General features: G+C 44.5%; 19 protein-coding genes. 3 read left to right on the top strand and 16 right to left on the bottom strand.

Annotation, left to right across the window (positions count from 1 at the left end):
- Positions 1-5 precede the first annotated feature (5 nt).
- Together AC59JT_RS00830 and AC59JT_RS00825 are read left to right on the top strand one after the other, a co-directional pair.
- A complete protein-coding gene (locus tag AC59JT_RS00830) occupies positions 6-161 on the top strand; it encodes a FeoB-associated Cys-rich membrane protein (protein ID WP_497395154.1) in 156 nt (51 codons plus the stop codon).
- Between the two features lie 58 nt (positions 162-219).
- On the top strand, positions 220-3591 hold the full coding sequence (locus AC59JT_RS00825; RefSeq protein ID WP_497395152.1) for a trifunctional glycoside hydrolase family 18/polysaccharide deacetylase/glycosyltransferase family 2 protein: 3372 nt from the start codon (positions 220-222) through the stop codon (positions 3589-3591).
- Positions 3592-3787: 196 nt separating this feature from the next.
- On the opposite strand, the gene ispF is transcribed toward AC59JT_RS00825, so the two are convergent.
- Together ispF and porV are read right to left on the bottom strand one after the other, a co-directional pair.
- Positions 3788-4270 carry a 2-C-methyl-D-erythritol 2,4-cyclodiphosphate synthase gene (gene ispF / locus AC59JT_RS00820; protein WP_497395149.1) on the bottom strand — a complete coding sequence of 161 codons (483 nt, stop codon included), beginning with the start codon at positions 4268-4270 and terminating at the stop codon, positions 3788-3790.
- Between the two features lie 7 nt (positions 4271-4277).
- Positions 4278-5441, bottom strand: coding sequence for a type IX secretion system outer membrane channel protein PorV (porV, locus tag AC59JT_RS00815; RefSeq protein ID WP_497395147.1), 1164 nt, complete (start codon positions 5439-5441; stop codon positions 4278-4280).
- A gap of 225 nt (positions 5442-5666) precedes the next feature.
- Here porV and AC59JT_RS00810 point away from each other — a divergent pair, with 225 nt between their 5' ends.
- Positions 5667-7301, top strand: a complete 1635-nt coding sequence (locus AC59JT_RS00810) for an SUMF1/EgtB/PvdO family nonheme iron enzyme (RefSeq protein ID WP_497395145.1) — start codon at positions 5667-5669, stop codon at positions 7299-7301.
- A gap of 78 nt (positions 7302-7379) precedes the next feature.
- On the opposite strand, the gene AC59JT_RS00805 is transcribed toward AC59JT_RS00810, so the two are convergent.
- The 14 genes from AC59JT_RS00805 to AC59JT_RS00740 all read right to left on the bottom strand — a co-directional run bounded on the left by AC59JT_RS00805 (position 7380) and on the right by AC59JT_RS00740 (position 20153).
- Positions 7380-7880, bottom strand: coding sequence for an acyl-CoA carboxylase biotin carboxyl carrier protein subunit (locus AC59JT_RS00805; protein ID WP_497395143.1), 501 nt, complete (start codon positions 7878-7880; stop codon positions 7380-7382).
- A 4-nt stretch (positions 7881-7884) separates the two neighbouring features.
- Positions 7885-8547, bottom strand: coding sequence for a DUF4159 domain-containing protein (locus AC59JT_RS00800; RefSeq protein WP_497395141.1), 663 nt, complete (start codon positions 8545-8547; stop codon positions 7885-7887).
- A complete protein-coding gene (locus tag AC59JT_RS00795) occupies positions 8544-9251 on the bottom strand; it encodes a 16S rRNA (uracil(1498)-N(3))-methyltransferase (RefSeq protein ID WP_497395139.1) in 708 nt (235 codons plus the stop codon). The genes AC59JT_RS00800 and AC59JT_RS00795 overlap by 4 nt, the downstream gene beginning before the upstream one ends.
- 12 nt (positions 9252-9263) lie before the next feature.
- Positions 9264-10604 carry a hemolysin family protein gene (locus AC59JT_RS00790; RefSeq protein ID WP_497395137.1) on the bottom strand — a complete coding sequence of 447 codons (1341 nt, stop codon included), beginning with the start codon at positions 10602-10604 and terminating at the stop codon, positions 9264-9266.
- A gap of 7 nt (positions 10605-10611) precedes the next feature.
- Positions 10612-11157, bottom strand: coding sequence for an inorganic diphosphatase (locus AC59JT_RS00785; protein WP_497395134.1), 546 nt, complete (start codon positions 11155-11157; stop codon positions 10612-10614).
- A gap of 19 nt (positions 11158-11176) precedes the next feature.
- The gene (locus tag AC59JT_RS00780; protein ID WP_497395132.1) at positions 11177-11815 is read right to left on the bottom strand and encodes a DedA family protein; all 639 of its coding nucleotides are present in this window, start codon (positions 11813-11815) and stop codon (positions 11177-11179) included.
- 58 nt (positions 11816-11873) lie between these two features.
- Positions 11874-13250, bottom strand: a complete 1377-nt coding sequence (locus AC59JT_RS00775) for an NADH-quinone oxidoreductase subunit N (protein ID WP_497395130.1) — start codon at positions 13248-13250, stop codon at positions 11874-11876.
- Between the two features lie 10 nt (positions 13251-13260).
- Positions 13261-14709 (bottom strand): complex I subunit 4 family protein, encoded by a 1449-nt coding sequence (locus AC59JT_RS00770; protein ID WP_497395128.1) that lies wholly within the window; start codon positions 14707-14709, stop codon positions 13261-13263.
- Between the two features lie 8 nt (positions 14710-14717).
- Positions 14718-16622, bottom strand: coding sequence for an NADH-quinone oxidoreductase subunit L (gene nuoL / locus AC59JT_RS00765; protein ID WP_497395126.1), 1905 nt, complete (start codon positions 16620-16622; stop codon positions 14718-14720).
- Between the two features lie 105 nt (positions 16623-16727).
- Complete coding sequence (nuoK, locus tag AC59JT_RS00760; protein WP_497395124.1) at positions 16728-17057, bottom strand: NADH-quinone oxidoreductase subunit NuoK; 330 nt, start codon at positions 17055-17057, stop codon at positions 16728-16730.
- 1 nt (position 17058) lies between these two features.
- On the bottom strand, positions 17059-17559 hold the full coding sequence (locus tag AC59JT_RS00755; RefSeq protein ID WP_497395122.1) for an NADH-quinone oxidoreductase subunit J family protein: 501 nt from the start codon (positions 17557-17559) through the stop codon (positions 17059-17061).
- Positions 17560-17620: 61 nt separating this feature from the next.
- A complete protein-coding gene (locus AC59JT_RS00750; protein WP_497395120.1) occupies positions 17621-18118 on the bottom strand; it encodes a NuoI/complex I 23 kDa subunit family protein in 498 nt (165 codons plus the stop codon).
- A 2-nt stretch (positions 18119-18120) separates the two neighbouring features.
- Complete coding sequence (gene nuoH / locus AC59JT_RS00745) at positions 18121-19155, bottom strand: NADH-quinone oxidoreductase subunit NuoH (RefSeq protein WP_497395118.1); 1035 nt, start codon at positions 19153-19155, stop codon at positions 18121-18123.
- Entirely contained in the window at positions 19155-20153 is a 999-nt protein-coding gene (locus tag AC59JT_RS00740; RefSeq protein WP_497395116.1) for an NADH-quinone oxidoreductase subunit G, read from the bottom strand. Before AC59JT_RS00740 ends, nuoH begins: the two co-directional genes overlap by 1 nt.
- Positions 20154-20223 lie beyond the last annotated feature (70 nt).

Genomic DNA, 20223 nt, shown 5'->3' with positions numbered 1-20223 from the left:
GCTTTATGAATATCCAGACTATTATAGTTTTTATACTTTTCGGTGCTGCCCTGTTTTACATCGGTCGCATGATGTATAAAAACCTGTCTGCAAAAAAAAGCTGCGGTGGCAACTGCAAGTGTGGGGTTGATTTTTCGGGTATCGAACCTGATAAAAAGTAATACATAAGGCCTACCGCCCGCTATTTCAATCTAATACATTCACAACAAATACTCCTTAATGCGCGAAAAACAGGTTTTTCAGGCTGATACCCCGGGTAGATGGAACCGTTTTAAGTGGCTAAGCCGCATATTGCTTATTGTAATGATAGGCTGCGCCATTGGTACCGCTATTACCATTTCATCACAACAATACCCTACGCTACCCAACCTTGATCCGGCCCCGCAAAAACTAACGCCCGAGGAGCAGGAACGCATGCGCAATTCATCGCGTTATAAAGACTACAAGGTTGATAAACAGCAACTGGAAGCCCTGGCCCGTGCCCGCCGCCAGCATCAGCTGAGTCACCCCAATAATAAAGACCGTATAAACGCCGCCTTTTACAAAGCCTGGGAAGCGCAGGCCTACAACTCGCTCGAATCAAACATCAATAAGCTGGACATGGTGGTTTCCGAAGGTTTTTTTATAAAGCCGGGGGCCGATACCATTAAAACTATTTTGGATACGGGCCTCATCCGCCTTAAAAACAAATACAAAAAGCCCGTAGTGGTATCTATATCCAACTACGTTAATTTTGATAACGTAAGCGGCGAGTACGATACCAAAGATGTTTACCGCATCATCAAAAGCAAGGAACTGCGCACCACGTTCATCAACAGCGTTATTAAGCAATTGCAGAAATATAAGCTGCGTGGCATTAACCTCGACCTTGATAACCTGGCGGATCGTAACGCGCCGGATTACATCACCTTCCAGGTAGAACTATACAACGCCCTGCACAAACTGGGTTACCTGGTTACCCAAAACATTATCCCCGAAGATGAGGCTTACGACCTGAAACATCTGCAACGCTATAACGACTATTTATTCGTACTGGCGATAGACCAACATACCGAAGACAGCCCACCCGGCGATATTTCGCACCAACACTGGGTTGAGGCCCTGCTGGATAAGGTTTGCGAGCAGGTGCCCAGCGAAAAGGTTATTTTAACCGTAGCTGCCGGTGGGGTTGACTGGCCCGAAGGAGCCCGCGGTAAGGCCCAGGGTTACACTTACATGGTAAGTACCGCCCACGAAAATAAAAGCAAGGTGCTGTTTGATCCCGAATCGGCCAACCTGCACTACACATACAAAAAGGCCAACGACGGTGTACTGCACACCGTCTACTTTGCCGATGCCGCCACCAATTTCAACATCATCCGCATGGCCGACGACTGGGATACCGGCGGCGTGGCCCTATGGCGCTTAGGTATGGAAGATCCGCGCCTGTGGACCTTCTTCCAAAAAAACCTGGCGATAGATTCGCTAAAGAAAACCGGTTTTGATGTAGAACGCTTAGGCAATGTGGGCCTTAACGACAAGATTGACTACACCGGCGACGGCGAGGTGTTAGACCTGATAACCACCCCTACCAAAGGCAAGATAGCGGTAAAAATGGATCCGCAAAATTTTGTTATCACCAACCAGGATTACATTAAACTGCCTACCAAATATGTGATACGCCGTTACGGTTACGCGCCTAAAAAAGTGGTGTTAACGTTTGATGACGGTCCCGACCCTAACTACACGCCACGTATCCTCGATATCCTGAAAAAGGAAAATGTACCTGCTTCGTTCTTCGTAGTAGGATCAATGGTGGAGAAAAATGTACCGCTGTTGAAACGCATACACGACGAAGGTTATGAAATAGGCAACCACACCTTCTTCCACCCTGATATATCGCAGGTTAGTTTAGATCGTGTAGTGTTAGAGTTGAACGCTACGCGGAAGATCATTGAATCGGTAACCGGCAGAAGCACGATACTTTTCCGTCCGCCATTTAATGCCGATGCCGAGCCAAGCACCGTGGCCGAGGTTATCCCCGTAGCCGAAAGTCGCAAACAAAGCTATATCAGCATTGGCGAATCCATCGACCCCTGGGATTGGGAGCCCGGCGTTACCAAAGAAAAAATAATGGAGCGCCTGAAGCGCGACTACAACAAAGGATCGATGATATTACTGCACGATGCCGGGGGCGATACCCGCGAAGCTACCGTGCAGGCCCTGCCCGAGATCATTAAGTTTTATAAAGAAAAGGGCTATAAATTTACCACCATTGCCGATGTGCTGGGCAAAACTAAGGACGACCTGATGCCCAAGGTAAAAGAAAGCGGCGAAGGCGAAGTATTTGGCGCACTTTACGATTTGGGGGTTATCAGCCTGTTTTACATTAACCAGGTGTTGCTATATGTGTTCCTTTCGGCGATATTTTTGGCCATTGGCCGTATTTTGCTGATAGGTATTTTAGCCGTAAGGCAGTATGGCGAAAACAAGAGTTTTGCCAAATATCGCGCCCGCGTAAGCAATAAAAAACTGCACCCGGTAAGTATCATCATCCCGGCTTTTAACGAGGAAATTACCGCCGCCAAAACCATTGAAAGTTTGCTGAACACGGACTACCACGAGTTTGAGATCATATTTGTTGATGACGGTTCGACAGATGACACTTACAACAAAGTAAACACAGCTTACGGCGACAATCCGCGCGTAATGGTATTAACCAAACCTAACGGCGGCAAAGCGTCGGCCCTTAACTTTGGCATTACACACGCGCAGCATGATTATGTGGTGTGTATTGATGCCGATACCCAGTTGAAAAACGACGCCGTATATCACCTGATGACCTATTTTACCGATGACGAAATAGGCGCCGTGGCGGGTACGGTTAAGGTGGGTAACGAGAATAACATCATTACCAAATGGCAGTCGATAGAATACATTACGGCCCAGAACATGGATCGCCGTGCCTTCGACCTGATCAATAGCATCACGGTTGTGCCGGGGGCGATAGGTGCCTTCCGCAAGTCGGCGGTATTTAAGGCTGGCGGATTTACTACCGATACACTGGCGGAAGACTGCGACCTGACCATGCGTATTTTGCGCCAGGGCTATATCATCAAAAACTGCGGCGCGGCCATTGCCTATACCGAGGCGCCCGAAACCCTTAGCGCATTATTAAAACAACGCTTCCGCTGGAGCTATGGCGTAATGCAAAGCTTCTGGAAAAATAAAAGCGCGTTGTTTAATAAAAAATACAGCTTCTTTGGCATGGTGGGCATGCCTAATATCCTCATCTTCCAAATTGTGCTGCCACTGTTTTCGCCGCTGGCGGATCTGATGATGATCCTCGGCCTGTTTAGCGACAAGCCCGAGCGCATCCTCATCTATTACCTGGTATTTGTGCTGATAGATTTCATAGTAGCCATCATTGCCTTCTGGATGGAAAAAGAAGACTACAAAAAGCTTATCTACATCATCCCGCAACGTTTCATCTGGCGCCAGCTGATGTATTACATCCTGTTCAAAGCCATCCGCCGCGCTATGAAAGGTGAGCATAGCGGTTGGGGAGTTTTGAAAAGGACCGGGAATGTGAAGGAAGAGATGGTGAAGTAGTATTTCGGGGATTTTCAATCCGGGACTTCCGAGCACCGGATTTGCAATCCGCTAAAGAAATCCACTAAAAAAGGGTGTAGCATACCTACTGACAAAACACCGCCACCAAAAAATTTATATATTTGAAAATGAGTGCTGTAGCCCGCTACACCAGGTGTAGCACTGTAGCGTGCTACGCATACGGCGCTACACTTGCCTACGCGCGCTCTATCAGGCAAACGGCATAAGCAACCACGCCTTCCTCGCGGCCTATAAAGCCGAGTTTTTCGTTAGTGGTAGCTTTGATGGAGATATCGTCCTTGCTGATGCCGGCGGCCTCGGCAATGTAAGTTTTCATGGCCGGTATATGCGGATTGATCTTGGGCGCCTCAAGGCAAACCATGGCGTCGATGTTGCCTATCTCCCATCCTTTTTCGCGTAGCAAAACCATTACGTGCTGTAACAGTTTCAAGCTGCTGATGCCTTTCCAGCGGTCGTCGGTATTTGAAAAATGGAAGCCGATATCGCGCAGGTTAGCGGCCCCCAAAAGGGCATCACAAATAGCATGCAGCATCACATCTGCATCCGAGTGACCAAAGGCCCCCGCGTGGTGTTCTAACTTCACTCCCCCCAAAACAAACGGATGCTGCTCCCTTAGCTGATGTACATCAAAGCCAAAGCCCACTCTTATCTTCCCCATAAATTTATTACTTAGTAGCCCCGAAATTAGCCGACAGCGAAAAACGCAAGGTATTAGCCAGGGGACTATTCTGCTGGCTGGCCGCCAGGTATGAAAAATCGAATTTAAAAATATCGTACTTCAGGCCCACACCCATAGTAAGGTAATGGCGGCCGCCCTTGTCGGGGTTCTCATAAAAATAGCCGGCACGCAGGGCAAATTGCTGGTCGTACCAGTATTCAATTCCCGGCGATAAGGTAAACTCCCTCAACTCCTCATTAAACCCACCTGGCGCATCGCTGAACGAGCCAAATATCCCGGCAGGCACCGAAACGTTCTCGTCCTTGCCGCTTATGATTATGCCATTGGCGTCGCGTAGCGGAGGGGTTGGTACCAGGAGTTTGTTAACATCAAGGGTGGCGGTTATCTGGTTATAGTCGTCAATGTTCCAGGTATTGGCCACGCCCAGTTTAAGGTTGGTTGGCAAAAAGTAGCTGGTACCACCGGTAGCATAAGTTACCTTAGTGCCAATGTTTGATATATTGGCGCCAAAGGCAAATATCGCATCCATGCCAAACTGCTGGGTCTCTTTTTTATAGAACATCGAAACATCTGCAGCAGCCGCGTTACCCGCTTTATTCTGCTGATTAGTACCGCTGGCAAATGACGCGTTCGAAAGATCTGAATGTATGTAACGAGCTGTTAAACCAAGCGAAAAGTTATCGCCAAATTTCCGCGCCAACGAGAAGTCCACTGAATATTCGCTCGGGCGGTATGTACCCTGGTCATTCTGGTTGGCATCAATTAGCTGGATAGAACCCAGGTTAAAATAACGTAGCGAAAAACCGATGGTATTACGCTCATCCAGCTTATGAGCCAGGCTTAAATAAGATAAGCTTACATCAGGCACCAAATGGCGTAACCATGGGCTGTAAGATATGGAAGCGGCATTATCACTCTCGATAAATGCCAGTTTAGACGGGTTCCAGAAATTGGCGTTAACATCTGGCGAAAGTGCAACGCCCGCATCACCCAAAGCCCCCGAACGCGAATCAGGCGTAATGTTTAAAAACGGAACGGCTGTAGGTATAGAATTAGCGCCCGCACCATTGGTACCGGTTTGTGCCAGTACCATAGCCGGCATCATCAGTATCGGATATAAAAATGCCTGTTTAACAGATAAAAACTTCATTATGAGTTGAGTTTTATATTTTTTTCCAGAGCCTAAATATAGGCTATTATATGGTTTTGGCTTATAACGTAATAAAAGTTTTTTTAGCCTGTAAACGCAACACAAAGTATTATGTTTACGTTAAAAAGCCAAATAAGGGTTGCATTTGTTTTGGCAGCCTTATTTTTGATTAGTATTTTATTTAAAATTATTTAAATTTACCGCTATATAATATTTCGTAAAAATATGAAAATACTTTTTACCAGGGTTGCGCTAGTGCTTTTGGGGGCCGGATCAGTGATGACGGGATGTAAGTCAAAGCAGCAATCTGAAAAGACCGGTATACCTTATAACGACAGAAAGTTTGGCTACGATAAGTTCAGGCAAACGCATCCGTCGCCGGGCCCGGGCTTGGTGGCTATTGAAGGCGGTACCTTTGTGTTAGGCGGCAGCGCAGACCAGGATGTTACTTATGAGTATAATAATATACGTAGAAGGGTAACTATTCCTGCTTTTTATATGGATGAAACTGAGGTATCAAACCAGGATTGGTTAGATTACCTGCACTGGACAGCCATGACCTTCCCGGAAGATCGTGAGTTATATTACAACGCTTTACCTGATACCCTGGTATGGCGCAGACCTTTATCTTACAACGAACCTTACGTAGATAATTATTTACGTCACCCGGCTTTCCAGGATTACCCGGTTGTGGGTGTAACCTGGGATCAGGCGCAGGAATATTGTAAATGGCGTACCGACCGCAGTAACGAGTATATCTTACAACAACGCGGTATTATCATTAACCCTCGTGCTGCCAAGGCGGCACCGGGTACAGCTGCCAATGCGGCTGCTAACGCACAAAAAACACCATTCAACACCGATATTTATTTAAATAACCAATACAGAGGCACAGGTATCGATGGCAAAAAAATGCCAAAAGACCTGAACGGCAAACCAACTGCTGGCGCAAAAACAGCTGTGCGTGCCGTACGTGTTGAGGATGGTATTTTAAAACCTTCTTACCGTTTACCAAGCGAAGCCGAATGGGAATACGCTTCGGTAGCGTTAACCGGTAATACCCAGTTTGAAAACGTTAACGACGGTAAAGTATATCCATGGAACGGCTTAGGTGTTCGTTCGGCTAAAAAAGCTACCCGTGGTTTGATACTGGCTAACTTTAAACGTGGATCGGGTGATAATGCCGGTGTTGGTGGATACCTGAATGATAAAGCTATTATCACCGCCCCGGTAAGATCATACCAGCCAAACGATTTTGGCTTGTATAACATGGCCGGTAACGTGAACGAATGGACCGGTGATACTTATCGCCAAATGACTTTTGAGGACGCTGAAGATTTCAATCCCTTCCGTGGTAACGAATATGCAGATAAAAGCCTGGCCGACCCGTCAAAAGGTTTGTTAGCTAAAGATAAATATGGCCGCCCTATTAAAGTGGCTGCAAAAGCTCAAAAGAAAATGACCTACGCCGAGCTATTGGCTTCGCAAGGTCAGGCAGCTAATAACGCATCATCAGTTGCTGCTGCTCCGGGTGCGCAAACTGTACCGGGTGCTGTTAAAGATCCATTGGCAGGCAAACCTTATAATGCCGACCAACGTGGTTTCCGCGATACGGTGAATGCTGCTTTATATGGTGTTACTACCCTGGTGAGCGACCACTCTAAAGTATACAAAGGTGGTTCATGGAATGACTTGGCTTACTGGTTAAACCCGGCTACCCGCCGCTTTATGAACCAGGATGACGCGAGTGCTGAGATCGGCTTCCGCTGCGCGATGGATCTTGTGGGTGCGCCTGAGATCAATCCGGCCGGCAAGCCACACTTCAGTGTAAAAAAAGCAAAAGGCTTTAAAGCTAAATAAGCTGTTTAGATATACATAAAAAAAGAGGCTGCAAATTGTAGCCTCTTTTTTTATGTCGTTTAATTTCGGTTTTCAGGTTTAATCAACGTGTAGCAGTATTTGCCCTTTTTCAACTTTATCGCCGGGCTTTACTTTTATTTGTTTTACTACTGCGTCTGCCGGGGCCTTAATAATGTTTTCCATTTTCATAGCTTCCAGTATAAACAGGTTATCGCCTTTAGCTACTGTTGCTCCCTCTTCGGTTAATATCTTTAATACGAGGCCGGGCATAGGGGCCTTCAGTTCGCTTATTTTAGCGGTATTAAGGTTGCTCAGGCCCATCTTATCCAGCAGCAGGTCAAAGCGGTCTTTGGCGCTTATGGTGTAGGTATTATTGTTGATCTTGATAACGGCGGTTTTGGCTGCGGCATTAAAGCTTACCACCTCTGCGTTGTAAGAATGCAGCCTGTCAATTATATGCCAAACATCGGCGCTTACCTGCCTTATATCAGCATTGGCTACAGCGTCGTTGATCAGCAGTTTGTCGCCGTCATGCTCAACACTGTAATCATATTTACCGTTTACTTTAAGCTGATACATATCATTATTGTGTTAAAGCGTATTGAACCAAATTAGCACCCATCCTCAGGGCTTTTAAGCGGGCTTCCTGGCTATCGCCAACGTAGGTACCCAGATCTTCCCACCCGTTGCCTAGATCGCACTCATAGGTGTAAAAACACACCAGGCGGCCTTTATATATCAAGCCAAAACCCTGCGGGCGTTTGCCATCGTGCTCATGTATCTTAGGTAGTCCTGTCGGGAAGTTATATTTTTGGCGATAGATAGGGTAATTAACCGGCAACTCCACAAACTCCAGCTCGGGGAAAACACGCTTCATCTGCGGACGGATATATTTATCAAATCCGTAGTTATCGTCAATGTGCAGAAAGCCTCCGCCTACTAAATATTTCCGAAGGTTCTTAGCTTCCTGGTCAGAAAATATCACGTTGCCGTGGCCGGTCATAAAAACAAATGGGTAATTAAACAAAGTAGCGCTGCCGGGTTCAACAATATCTTCTTCCAGCTCGAAGTTGGTTTTAAGATTCTGGTTACAAAATTTGATAAGATTTGGCAGGGCTGTGCGGTCGCCGTACCAGTCGCCGCCGCCGTTGTACTTAAGCTTGGCCATTTTATAAGTAGGCGCGCTAAAACTGCTTAATAGCAGCAGTATCATGCCAGCAACTGTATAAAAAGCTTTTCTCGTCATCGGTTTAAAAAATTGGCCTCAAAACAGGCTTCCAGGGCAGCTGTTTCGGTGCGCAATCTACTTTCACCTAAAGTTATGGCTTTATAACCATTATGCAAAGCGCTATCTATCTCGGCAGGCGAGAAATCACCCTCCGGTCCTATTAATATTACATAACGGCCCTGCTTTTGCAAACCGGCCGATAGGTTTAACTTATCGCCATCCTCGCAATGGGCAATAAACTTTTGCCCGTCAAAATGCTGTGATAAAAATTTATTAAGTGCTATAGGTTCATTCAGTACCGGGTGGTAAGCTTTAAGCGATTGCTTTATGGCGGCGGTAATGATCTTATTCAGGCGCTCCACCTTGGCTTCTTTCCGCTCCGATCGTTGGCAAATGATCAATGATATCTCATCTATCCCAATCTCGGTAGCCTTCTCTAAAAACCACTCCAGCCGTTCTATATTTTTTGTGGGCGCTATCGCGATGTGCAGGTAATGATTGCGCTTGCTGTATCCTGTTTGTACGTTGGTTATCTGTAATATGGTACGCTTGGGATGCGCATCAGTGATCTTCGCGGTATAAAAGCCCCCCTTGCCGTCTATTAGTTGCACCTCATCGTCAACGTTTAAACGTAATACGCGTATGCAATGCTTGCTTTCCTCTTCGTTTAAAAAGTACTGAGGGTGTGTTGGGTTAAGATCGGGCGTGTAAAACAAATGCATGGGCAGGCATATTTAGTGCACATCTACAGCATCTTCGTCATTTATCAGCAATTCCAGTTTAACCGATTCAATGTTTTGGTCGGATTTTTTCAATACGGTAATGTTATAACCGTTTGATTCCAACTGCTCGCCTACATCAGGTATCTTACCAAAAAGATCGCTCACCCAGCCGGATACGGTGTCAAAATCGCCGTCCTCGGGCAGGTCATGCGGTAAGTGTTCGTTTACATCGTAAATTGGTGCCAGGGCGTTAACCACAAACTCGCGGTCGTTTACTACTTCAACAATGGGTTTTTCCTCGTCGTATTCGTCCTGTATCTCGCCTACCAATTCTTCCACAATATCTTCCAGGGTAACCATACCGGCAGTGCCCCCAAACTCGTCGCTCACAATAGCAATCTGTATGCGCTTTTGCTGCAGTTCGGCCATCAGGTCATTAATCTTTTTGGTTTCGGGGATGAAGTATGGTTTACGGATAATATCTTTTAAAACGATCTCTTCACCACGCGCCAACAAAGGCAAAATATCCTTGGCATGTACCACACCAACTATCTTATCAATCACCTCGTCATATACCGGCAAGCGCGAATAACCTTCCGTTATCAATATCTCCAACAGGTCCTCTTTGCTGGTGGATATCTCAACGCCCGATATTTTGGTACGGGGTACCATGATATTTTTCACTACACGCTCATTAAACTCAAACACATTCTGTATCAGATCATGCTCGCTCGAGTCAATGGCGCCCGTCTCGCGGCCTTGCTCCAACAGGTATTGAAGTTCTTCGGAGCTATGGTGTGACTCGCCGTGTACCGATACCACGCCGAAAAGGCGCAGTATAAAATTAGCAAAACCATTAAGTGCCCAAATAAACGGGCGGCAAACCAGGAAGAATATCCGCATAGGTACCGACACAGCCATTACGGTTGATGCCGATTTTTGTATGGCGATAGATTTTGGCGCCAGTTCCCCGAAAACGATATGCAAAACGGTGATGAATAAGAAAGCTACAACATGGCTGGTATTTATTGCCCAAACAGCTGTAATGTTTATACCCAACGATGCAAATAGCTTAAGCATAATGGCTGTAGCTACCGATTCGCCGGCCCAACCTAAACCAAGCGAGGCCAATGTTATACCTAACTGCGTAGCGGCCAGGTAACCATCAAGGTTATGCATTATACCACGTGCAATTTTCGCCGTTTGGCTACCTGATTTGGCTTTAAGTTCTATTTGCGAACCGCGAACCCGCACCATGGCAAATTCGGCGGCAACGAAGAAACCATTTAGCAACACCAAAAATATGGTGGCGAATATCTGTAAACCGCTAATTTGTATCTGTTCGGGGCCCATTAATTATTTATTGGTAAACGGGAAAGGTAGCCTTGTATAATTCAAGGCTCTCTGTTACTACCTTATGTGCATACTTCTTTCCAAGCATATGCTCAATAGTTACTTTTTTATCTTCTAAAGCTTTATAGTCCTTAAAAAACCTTACAATCTCTTTCATGGTATGCGGGGGCAACTCATTTAAATCATTAATGTAGTTTACTGACATATCATTTTTTGCTACCGCGATGATCTTATCGTCCTGCTCGCCATTATCAACCATGTGCATTACGCCGATAACTTTAGCCTCGATCATTGACATCGGATACACATCGATAGAACAAAGCACTAATATATCCAAAGGATCTTTATCATCACAATAAGTTTGCGGGATATAGCCATAATTTGCCGGATACATTACTGATGAAAACAATACACGATCTAATTTTAACAGACCTGATTCTTTATCAATCTCATATTTGGCTTTTGAGCCTTTTGGTATTTCAATTACCGCGTTTACAATTTCAGGAATGTTATCACCCGGTGAAACCTGGTGCCATGGATGTTGTGTACTCATTTTTGTTTTGTATTCTATATTATTTGTTTTCACCCGTCTTCAGCCGCTTCTTAAAAAAAGCATAAAGCAACGGGATAGATGTTATTACTATTAACCCGAGTATTACATACTCCAGGTAATCTTTTAATTGCGGATACTTCTTTCCCAAAAAATATCCCGACAGGATAAACGTGCAAACCCAGGCTACGCTTCCTATGAAATTGTAGAGACTGAATTTTTTAAAATCAACCTTAACAACGCCTGCAAAGATAGGTGCAAAAGTTCTGATTATAGGGAAAAATCTTCCGAAAACTAAGGCCATGCCGCCATGCTTGGCATAAAACTCTTCGGCAAGGGTTACGTAGCGCTTTTTAAAGAATAACGAATCATCCTTATTAAACAACATTGGCCCCGTACGGTAGCCAAACCAATAGCCGGTGTAGTTACCTAAAATACCAGCCGCCATAACCGACAGAAGCAGCGTACCTAACGGTACATCGATCATACCCGACGAACATAGCAACCCGGCCAAAAACAACAAGTAATCGCCCGGCAGAAAAAACCCAAAAAATAAACCAGTTTCAGCAAAAACAACAACCAGCAGAAAGTAAAAACCTCCCTTGCTAAGTATGGATTGAGCGTCCGTTAAATTTTGTAGGTGTTCCCAAAAATTGTTCATTCGGTATATTTGTAAAACTACAAATATTAAATCAAATTGTTGGGTTTTGGTTTTTCAATTAAATTAGGCTGCCTATTAAAGCCGGATATACACCCAATACTATTGTTACCAAAGCACCTAAACCTAAAACAAAGGCATAGGCCGATGGCACCTGTACAGCCTCATTATCTGCCGTGCGGAAATACATAGCGATAATAACCCTGAAATAGTAAAAAATGCTGATAATGGCATTAACCACCGCAATAACCACCAACCAAATTTGATATTTGGCCAATGCGGTACCAAACATGTAAAACTTACCAATAAAGCCTGCCGTAAGCGGTATACCGGCTAATGATAACATGGCAATGGTTAATACTACAGCCAAAAACGGGTTTGTTTTACCCAAGCCGTTAAAGCTGTCAAAGCTATCGCTACCGGTTTTTTGCTGTACTAGTATTAATGCGCCAAAGGCGATGATAGATGCAATTGAATAAGCCGAACCGTAAATGAATATGGCCGATGCAGATGTACCTGCCAAAGCGATCAACGCGAACAACATATAGCCCGCGTGAGATATACTTGAGTAAGCAAGCATACGCTTAAAGCTTTGCTGATACAGCGCGGTGATGTTACCGATAAACAAAGTGATTACAGCTACAATTACCAATACTGGCGACCATGTGTTTAACACCGTACCAAAGCACACCGAAAACAAGCGATAGAATGCGGCGAAGCCTGCTATTTTAACAACGGTTGACATGAAAGTAGTAATCAGGGTTGGTGCACCTTCGTACACATCCGGGGTCCAGAAGTGGAACGGCGCGGCGCCTACTTTAAAGCAAAGACCGATCAGGATCAACATAATGCCGGTGAACAACATGGCATCAGGCGCAAAAGTATGGGTAGTCCAGTCGCGGATAGCTTCCAGGTCGAAAGAGCCTGATGAGCCATAGATCAAAGTGATACCGAACAACAGGAAACCCGTTGAAAACGCACCCATCAGGAAGTATTTTAAAGCGGCTTCATTTGAAGCAAAATCCTGCTTCTTGATACCTGCCAGTATGTATAAGCTTACCGACATGATCTCGATACCGATAAACAACATGGTTAAATTATAGAATGATACCATCACTACGATACCCGCCAGCGCAAATAACATAACGGCATAGTACTCGGCCACGTGGCTGCTTATTTTTTCAAAATAGCCTTTTGATAATATTAATATCAGTATGGTTGATATGATGGATAATGACGAAAACGCTATAGAAAAGTTGTTAAACAAAAACATGTTGTGGAACAAAGGCACAGCACCGCCGTTCCACTCTGCTACTGCACAACCCAGTGCTACCAATAAACCTATAATAGTAACAGGCAACAAGGCTTTCTGCATTTTATACAAACCTAAATACAGCAGCACAATAGGTAAAACAGATATGATGATTAAAGTATTCATTGATTATTACTTACCTGATGTTGATTGAATGTACCAAATTTTGCACCGCCGCCTCTGATATATGCAAGATAGGCTGCGGATAAACCCCTATACCAATTACTAAAATGGCAATGATAAGCAGCACCACTTTTTCTGAACCATGGATATCAGCGAATGTAGCGGTTAAAGTATTGGTTTCGCCTTGCATTACGCTTTTGTACATACGCAGCATATAAACCGCGCCAAATATGATGGTTAAACCGGCGATAGCGGCTATCCATATGCTGTGCTGGTAAATACCGTTCAATAACAGGAACTCGCCTATAAAACCATTGGTTAATGGCAAAGCAACTGTGCCTAAAGTGATAATTAAAAACTTAACAGCGAAGTTAGGCGCAACTTTAGCAATACCGCCAAGCTGGGTAAGGTCGCGTGTATTTAAACGGCGGCTGATGATGTCCCAGATGAAGAACATACCTACCACGTTGATACCGTGGCAAAGCATCTGTATCATGGCACCTTGCACACCTTGAACCGTCCAGGCAAATATACCTGCGGCAATAAGGCCAACGTGTGCTATTGATGAGTAAGCAACCAGGCGCTTACCATCTGTTTGTTTAAACGCGATAATAGAGCCATAAACCACACCAATAACGGCAAGGATAATGATAATGTTATGGTACTGAACCAAGCCTGCCGGAGCAATAGGGATCAACCATTTTATCACACCATAAATACCCATTTTAAGCATAATGCCCGATAGCATCATGGTACCTGCGGTAGGTGCTTCGGTATAAGTATCCGGCTGCCAGGTATGAAACGGGAATATCGGCATCTTGATAGCAAAAGCCAGGAAGAACGCCCAGAACACATAGTTCTGTTGCGGAGTTACCAGGGCCAGTTGCGTAAAGTCATACCAGCTAAAAGTTTTTTCAGGAGTTGACAGGTACAAAAAGATCATCGCTAACAGCATGAACAACGAACCTGCAAACGTGTAGATGAAGAATTTAATAGTAACCTTGATCCTGTTCTCGCCACCCCACATCGAGCAGATAAAGTAGATTGGGATCAAAGCTGCTTCCCAACCTACGTAGAATAAAAAGCCATCTAACGCGGTAAATACTACCAACATACCCGCCTGCATAAATAATATCAACGCATAAAATACATTGGCGTTTTTATAGCTATGCTGATAAGTAGTTAAGATGATAAGCGGAACCAGAATAGTGCTTAACAACACCATGATCATGCTTATACCGTCAATACCTGCATTAAAGTAAATACCAAATTGTTTGATCCACGGTGCTTCAACCAGAAACTGTGTAGTGGCATCAGGTGTAAACTTTGATAGGAATACAAGGGCAATTGCCAGTTCAACAACCGAAAATGCTAAGGCAACGTGCTTGGCTGTTTCGTTCTTGAAAAACAGTACCAGGAGCGCGGCAACTATCGGCAAAAATATTAATATACTAACCGTCATTTTAATTATTATACACTTGTTAAACTATATAGCAAAATGGCAATAATGCCCGCTACCATCATAAATATGTAGAAACCTACGTTACCGGCCTGCAATAAACGCAAACCTTTGCTGGCTTCAATTGATCCTTTACCTAAGCCGTTCACCAAGCCATCAATACCGGCGCGGTCAACCACTTTGTAGAAGAATACTGACAGCGCGTCCAGTGGCTTACGGATGATCGCATCATACAATTCATCTACATAAAACTTATTGTATGAAAGTTTAGCCAGAAACGGACGCTCGGCTGTATCTTCAACAGGTACGTGGTTTTTCTTCGCGTAGCGGATGTAGGCATAGAACATAGAAGCTAATGCTAATACAACCGACACAAGCATTAATATCCATTCAACCGAATGCGACAAATGGTGAGCTTCTAATATTTTGTGCGATGGTTCAAATACAGGGGCAAGGTAATGCTCCAACTCGTGGTGACCGCCTAATACTTCCGGTACGCCGATGAAACCTGCAAGCGCTGATAATATAGCTAAAACGATTAAAGGAATAGTCATGCTCAATGGCGATTCATGCAAATGGTGTTCCTGCTCATGGGTGCCACGGAAGGTACCCCAGAAAGTAAGGTACATCATCCTGAACATGTAGAACGAGGTCAGCATGGCGGTAATAACACCGATGATCCAGTAGGTTTGATTATGAGCAAACGTAGCTGCTAATATTTCGTCTTTTGAAAAGAAGCCTGAGAATGGTGGGATACCAGCGATGGCGATAGTACCGATCAGCATGGTAGCAAAAGTAATTTTGATCTTACCTTTTAGTCCACCCATTTTGCGCATGTCCTGCTCGCCGCTCATAGCGTGAATAACCGAACCTGCGCCCAGGAATAATAATGCTTTAAAGAAAGCGTGTGTTAACACGTGGAAGAATGAGCCGGTAAAAGCACCCACGCCCAAACCTAAAAACATATAACCCAACTGCGATACGGTTGAGTATGCCAGTACTTTCTTAATATCAGTTTGTGTTAAGGCAATCAGCGCGGCAAACAAAGCAGTAGCTAAACCTACTACAGCTACAATTTCCATTGTTATCGGCGCTAAGGCGAATAATACGTTTGAGCGGGCAATCATATAGATACCTGCCGTAACCATGGTTGCAGCGTGTATCAAAGCCGATACCGGGGTTGGGCCGGCCATCGCGTCAGGCAACCAGGTAAACAATGGCAACTGTGCCGATTTACCGCAGGCACCAACAAACAATAAAATGGTTATCAGCGTAAATGGTGCCGAAACGCCATTCATGGTTGCGGCTTTGCCAAAAACCTCGCCGTAGCCTATGCTACCAAATGTGGTGAATATTAAAAATATAGCGATCAGGAAACCTAAGTCGCCCACACGGTTCATAATGAATGCTTTTTTAGCGGCATCCGCGTAGCTTGGATTTTTGTACCAGAAACCTATCAGTAAATAAGAGCAAAGGCCCACACCTTCCCAGCCGATGAACATGATGAGGTAGTTTGAACCCATCACCAGTAAAAGCATAAAGAAAACGAACAGGTTCAAGTAAGCAAAGAACTTACCGAAACCTTCATCATCGTGCATATAGCCGGTAGAATACAAGTGGATCAAAAAGCCAACGCCGGTGATGATCAACAGCATGATAGAGCTTAACTGATCGATCAGGAAAGAGAAGTTAACCACCAGGTCGCCTGCTTTAAACCAGGTAAAAATATCAACATCAATAGGCAAGCCACTTGATTTTACCTGGAAGAAGGTAGCGATGCTTAAGCCGAATGATACGAATATTAAAAAACTGGCAATGAAGCCTATAACACCTTTTGAAAAGGTATTACGCCCCAGGCCGTTAATAACGAAACCGGCTAACGGTAATAAAGGAATAAGCCAGATGTATTTCTCCATTTTGTTATGTCGTACGTTTGACGTTGTACGTAGTACGTTTTATATATTATTAAAGTGCTTCAAATTCGATCCCGATAGCTATCGGGACGAAAATCCGAAATCACTCTACCATTTCAATCTGTTCAGCACATTAATGTCTATCGAGTTTGTGTTACGATAGATCATTACTATTATAGCCAGGCCTACGGCTACTTCGGCAGCGGCAAGGGCCATAATAAAAAATACAAATACCTGTCCGCTGGCATCGCCACGATAAACCGAGAACGCGGTAAGCAACAGGTTAACCGAGTTAAGCATCAGCTCAACCGACATGAAAATTATAATAGCATTACGGCGTAGCAATACACCAATAACACCTATTGAAAATATGATAGCGCTTAACAGTATATAGTGGTTAAGCGGTACGTGCTGCATGTTTTGCGTTAGGCTTTCCATATTATGCCGTAGGTTTTGGATCTTTTGTAGCCAATAAAACTGCACCTACCATCGCCGATAACAGCAATACCGATGAAATTTCGAAAGGCAATAAATACTCGTTAAATAATACTTTACCCAGGTTTTTTACCAGGCCCAGGTTAGGGTCCTGCAATATTACCGGGTTTGATGTTCCTAATGCTTTTATAGAAGCTACAATGGTCACCAAAAAACAACCACCGCCTATAACCGCCGCTATTTTTACAAAGCTTGATTTTGCCGGTTCGGCATCTTTACTCAGGTTAATAAGCATCAGTGTATACAGGAAAAGCACCAGGATAGCACCCATGTAAACAATAAAGTTTACCACCGCCAAAAACTGCGCGTTCAGTAAAATATAATGAATGGTGAACGTAAAGAAGGTAAGTATAAGATATAGTATGCTATGCACCGGGTTTTTGGCACTAATTACCAAAAGGGCAAATACTATCGATAAAAAAGCGATGACGTAAAATGTATTCATTGTTTATCTGTTACAAGCTTCGCCCCTGTTAAAAACAGTGGGGCAAAGGTATAAAACTTCTTTATTGATTTAACGGAGCCTCTACTAATTTGTCCTTACCGTAAATAAAGTCCTTACGCAGGAAATCAGACGGTACAATATCGCCATCCAGGTAGATCGCCTCTTTAGGGCAAGCCTCTTCGCACAATCCGCAGAAAATGCAACGTAGCATATTGATCTCGTAAACGGCCGCGTATTTTTCTTCACGATATAGATGCTCTTCACCTTTTTGGCGCTCGCCGGCAGTCATGGTAATCGCTTCAGCAGGGCATGATAATGCACACAGTCCGCAAGCGGTGCAACGCTCTTTACCATTCTCATCGCGCTTTAACGAGTGCATACCACGGAAGTTCTCCGAAAACTCACGCTTCTCTTCAGGGTAGCTGATGGTTACCGGCTTCTTGAAAAAGTGTTTCATAGTAGTTGCCAAACCGGCCACAATAGCAGGCAGGTAAGCACGCTCTAACAAGTTAAGCGGCTTGCTTTCTATAAGCTTTCTTTTATTACTTAGCGGTTCCATTCTTATGAATTTAAATAGGTAACTACAATACCGGTTACAACTATGTTAGCTATCGCGATAGGTATTAAGATCTTCCAGCCCAGATCCATTAACTGATCGTAACGGAAACGCGGGATAGTCCAGCGCACCCACATAAAGAAGAAGATGAATAAAAATGTCTTCAAAAATACTACAGCAACACCAATCAGCGGTGCTATAATAGGGCCCGTATGTGCCGCAACCCAATCCATGCCCGGGTAGTTATAGCTGCCCCAGTACAGGGTAACCATTACTGCCGATGAGATGAACATGTTAATATATTCGGCAAACAGGTAAAAACCCAGTTTCATTGATGAGTACTCGGTATGGTAACCACCAACCAATTCGGTCTCACACTCAGGTAAGTCAAACGGTGTACGGTTAGTTTCGGCAAAAGCACATACCAGGAACAGGATAAAACCAACAGGTTGATACAATACGTTCCAGTGCCAGCCATGCTGTTGTTCAGCAATTTCGCGTAAGCTTAAGCTACCGGTTATTAATAACAGAGCGATGATAGAAAGGCCCATTGAAATCTCATAACTGATATTCTGCGAAGCCGCACGAATAGCACCTAATAAAGAGTATTTATTATTTGATGCCCAGCCACCTATCATAATACCGTAAACACCTAATGATACTACACCAAAAATGTAAAGGATGCCTACGTTAATATCAGTAACCTGAAGGTCGATAACGGTTGAACCGATGGTTAATTTCTGTCCCCACGGAATAACGGCCGAACCAATACAGGCGGTTAATATAGCTAATGACGGGCCTACAATGAACAGGAAACCTGTTGCGTTGGTAGGAATGATCTCTTCTTTCAAAAACATTTTACCACCATCGGCAAGGGGCTGCAAAATACCCCACGGACCTGCACGGTTAGGGCCTATCCTGTCCTGAAAAAATGCAGCAACTTTACGCTCGGCGTAAGTAGAATACATGGCTACCACCAGGCTGATAGCGAAAATGATCACTATCAATACAACTTTTACAATGATATCTGTTAATTCCATTATAAACGGGTCTCCCTTTCGAATTGTGTTTTGTTAGCTTCCTGCAATACCGGGTTGTTTTTAACAACCGGTGGCAATACTGCTCTTTCGTAGTGGTTTGCACTGATAACTGACTGGTGCGATACTTTACGCGGACCTTCAATTACCCAATCGGCAGTTTTCTTTTTATCAAAACGGCAGGTGTTGCAAATAAAATCTTCAACTTCGCCATAAACATCCTTACGTGCAGTTACGCGGATAACGTCTTCGCCTTTGTACCATAATGTTACATGGCCTTTGCAGTTCGGGTTTTCGCAATCGCGGTGTGCTTCAACAGGTTTGGTAAACCAAACGCGGTTTTTAAAGCGGAAAGTTTTATCGGTTAAAGCACCTACCGGGCAAACGTCAATAACGTTTCCTGAAAAATCGTTATCAACAGCTTTTTGTATATAAGTTGATATTTCTGAGTGATCGCCACGGTTTAATACACCATGCACACGCTGATCAGTGATCTGGTCGGCAGTGTAAACGCAACGGTAGCAAAGGATGCAACGCGTCATGTGCAGTTGGATCTTATCGCCGATATCTATTTTTTCGAAAGTACGACGGTCAAACTCGTAACGGGTTTTAGCGGCACCGTGCTCAAAACCTAAGTCTTGCAGGTGGCACTCGCCGGCCTGGTCGCACACCGGGCAATCCAGTGGGTGATTCAACAATAACATTTCAACCACACCTTTACGTGCCTCAATAACTTCGGGCGAAGTGATGTTTTTCACTTCCATACCATCCATTACCGTGGTACGGCATGATGCTACCAGTTTAGGCATAGGGCGAGGGTCTTTTTCAGAACCTTTGCTTACCTGCACCAAACAAGTACGGCATTTACCACCGCTACCGGCCAGTTTAGAGTAATAGCACATAGCTGGCGGAACCACCTCACCACCTATTATCCTCGCGGCGTTCAGGATGGATGTTCCGTCTGGTACTTCTACCGATATTCCGTCTATAGTTACTTTCATTGACGTTACTTAATAGTCAAATATTTATTCTATGTCATTGTGAGCGTAGCGTGGCAATTGCGAACTAGCT

Source organism: Mucilaginibacter sp. A3364 (genome assembly GCF_059690715.1).
This window is presented reverse-complemented; position numbering and strand designations above follow the sequence as displayed.

Bases quoted from the DNA above. Each gene is read 5' to 3' on its own strand.
- AC59JT_RS00830 (WP_497395154.1), top strand. From the start codon at position 6: ATGAATATCCAGACTATTATAGTTTTTATACTTTTCGGTGCTGCCCTG.
- AC59JT_RS00825 (WP_497395152.1), top strand. From the start codon at position 220: ATGCGCGAAAAACAGGTTTTTCAGGCTGATACCCCGGGTAGATGGAAC.
- ispF (WP_497395149.1), bottom strand. From the start codon at position 4,270: ATGGGGAAGATAAGAGTGGGCTTTGGCTTTGATGTACATCAGCTAAGG.
- porV (WP_497395147.1), bottom strand. From the start codon at position 5,441: ATGAAGTTTTTATCTGTTAAACAGGCATTTTTATATCCGATACTGATG.
- AC59JT_RS00810 (WP_497395145.1), top strand. From the start codon at position 5,667: ATGAAAATACTTTTTACCAGGGTTGCGCTAGTGCTTTTGGGGGCCGGA.
- AC59JT_RS00805 (WP_497395143.1), bottom strand. From the start codon at position 7,880: ATGTATCAGCTTAAAGTAAACGGTAAATATGATTACAGTGTTGAGCAT.
- AC59JT_RS00800 (WP_497395141.1), bottom strand. From the start codon at position 8,547: ATGACGAGAAAAGCTTTTTATACAGTTGCTGGCATGATACTGCTGCTA.
- AC59JT_RS00795 (WP_497395139.1), bottom strand. From the start codon at position 9,251: ATGCATTTGTTTTACACGCCCGATCTTAACCCAACACACCCTCAGTAC.
- AC59JT_RS00790 (WP_497395137.1), bottom strand. From the start codon at position 10,604: ATGGGCCCCGAACAGATACAAATTAGCGGTTTACAGATATTCGCCACC.
- AC59JT_RS00785 (WP_497395134.1), bottom strand. From the start codon at position 11,157: ATGAGTACACAACATCCATGGCACCAGGTTTCACCGGGTGATAACATT.
- AC59JT_RS00780 (WP_497395132.1), bottom strand. From the start codon at position 11,815: ATGAACAATTTTTGGGAACACCTACAAAATTTAACGGACGCTCAATCC.
- AC59JT_RS00775 (WP_497395130.1), bottom strand. From the start codon at position 13,250: ATGAATACTTTAATCATCATATCTGTTTTACCTATTGTGCTGCTGTAT.
- AC59JT_RS00770 (WP_497395128.1), bottom strand. From the start codon at position 14,709: ATGACGGTTAGTATATTAATATTTTTGCCGATAGTTGCCGCGCTCCTG.
- nuoL (WP_497395126.1), bottom strand. From the start codon at position 16,622: ATGGAGAAATACATCTGGCTTATTCCTTTATTACCGTTAGCCGGTTTC.
- nuoK (WP_497395124.1), bottom strand. From the start codon at position 17,057: ATGGAAAGCCTAACGCAAAACATGCAGCACGTACCGCTTAACCACTAT.
- AC59JT_RS00755 (WP_497395122.1), bottom strand. From the start codon at position 17,559: ATGAATACATTTTACGTCATCGCTTTTTTATCGATAGTATTTGCCCTT.
- AC59JT_RS00750 (WP_497395120.1), bottom strand. From the start codon at position 18,118: ATGGAACCGCTAAGTAATAAAAGAAAGCTTATAGAAAGCAAGCCGCTT.
- nuoH (WP_497395118.1), bottom strand. From the start codon at position 19,155: ATGGAATTAACAGATATCATTGTAAAAGTTGTATTGATAGTGATCATT.
- AC59JT_RS00740 (WP_497395116.1), bottom strand. From the start codon at position 20,153: ATGAAAGTAACTATAGACGGAATATCGGTAGAAGTACCAGACGGAACA.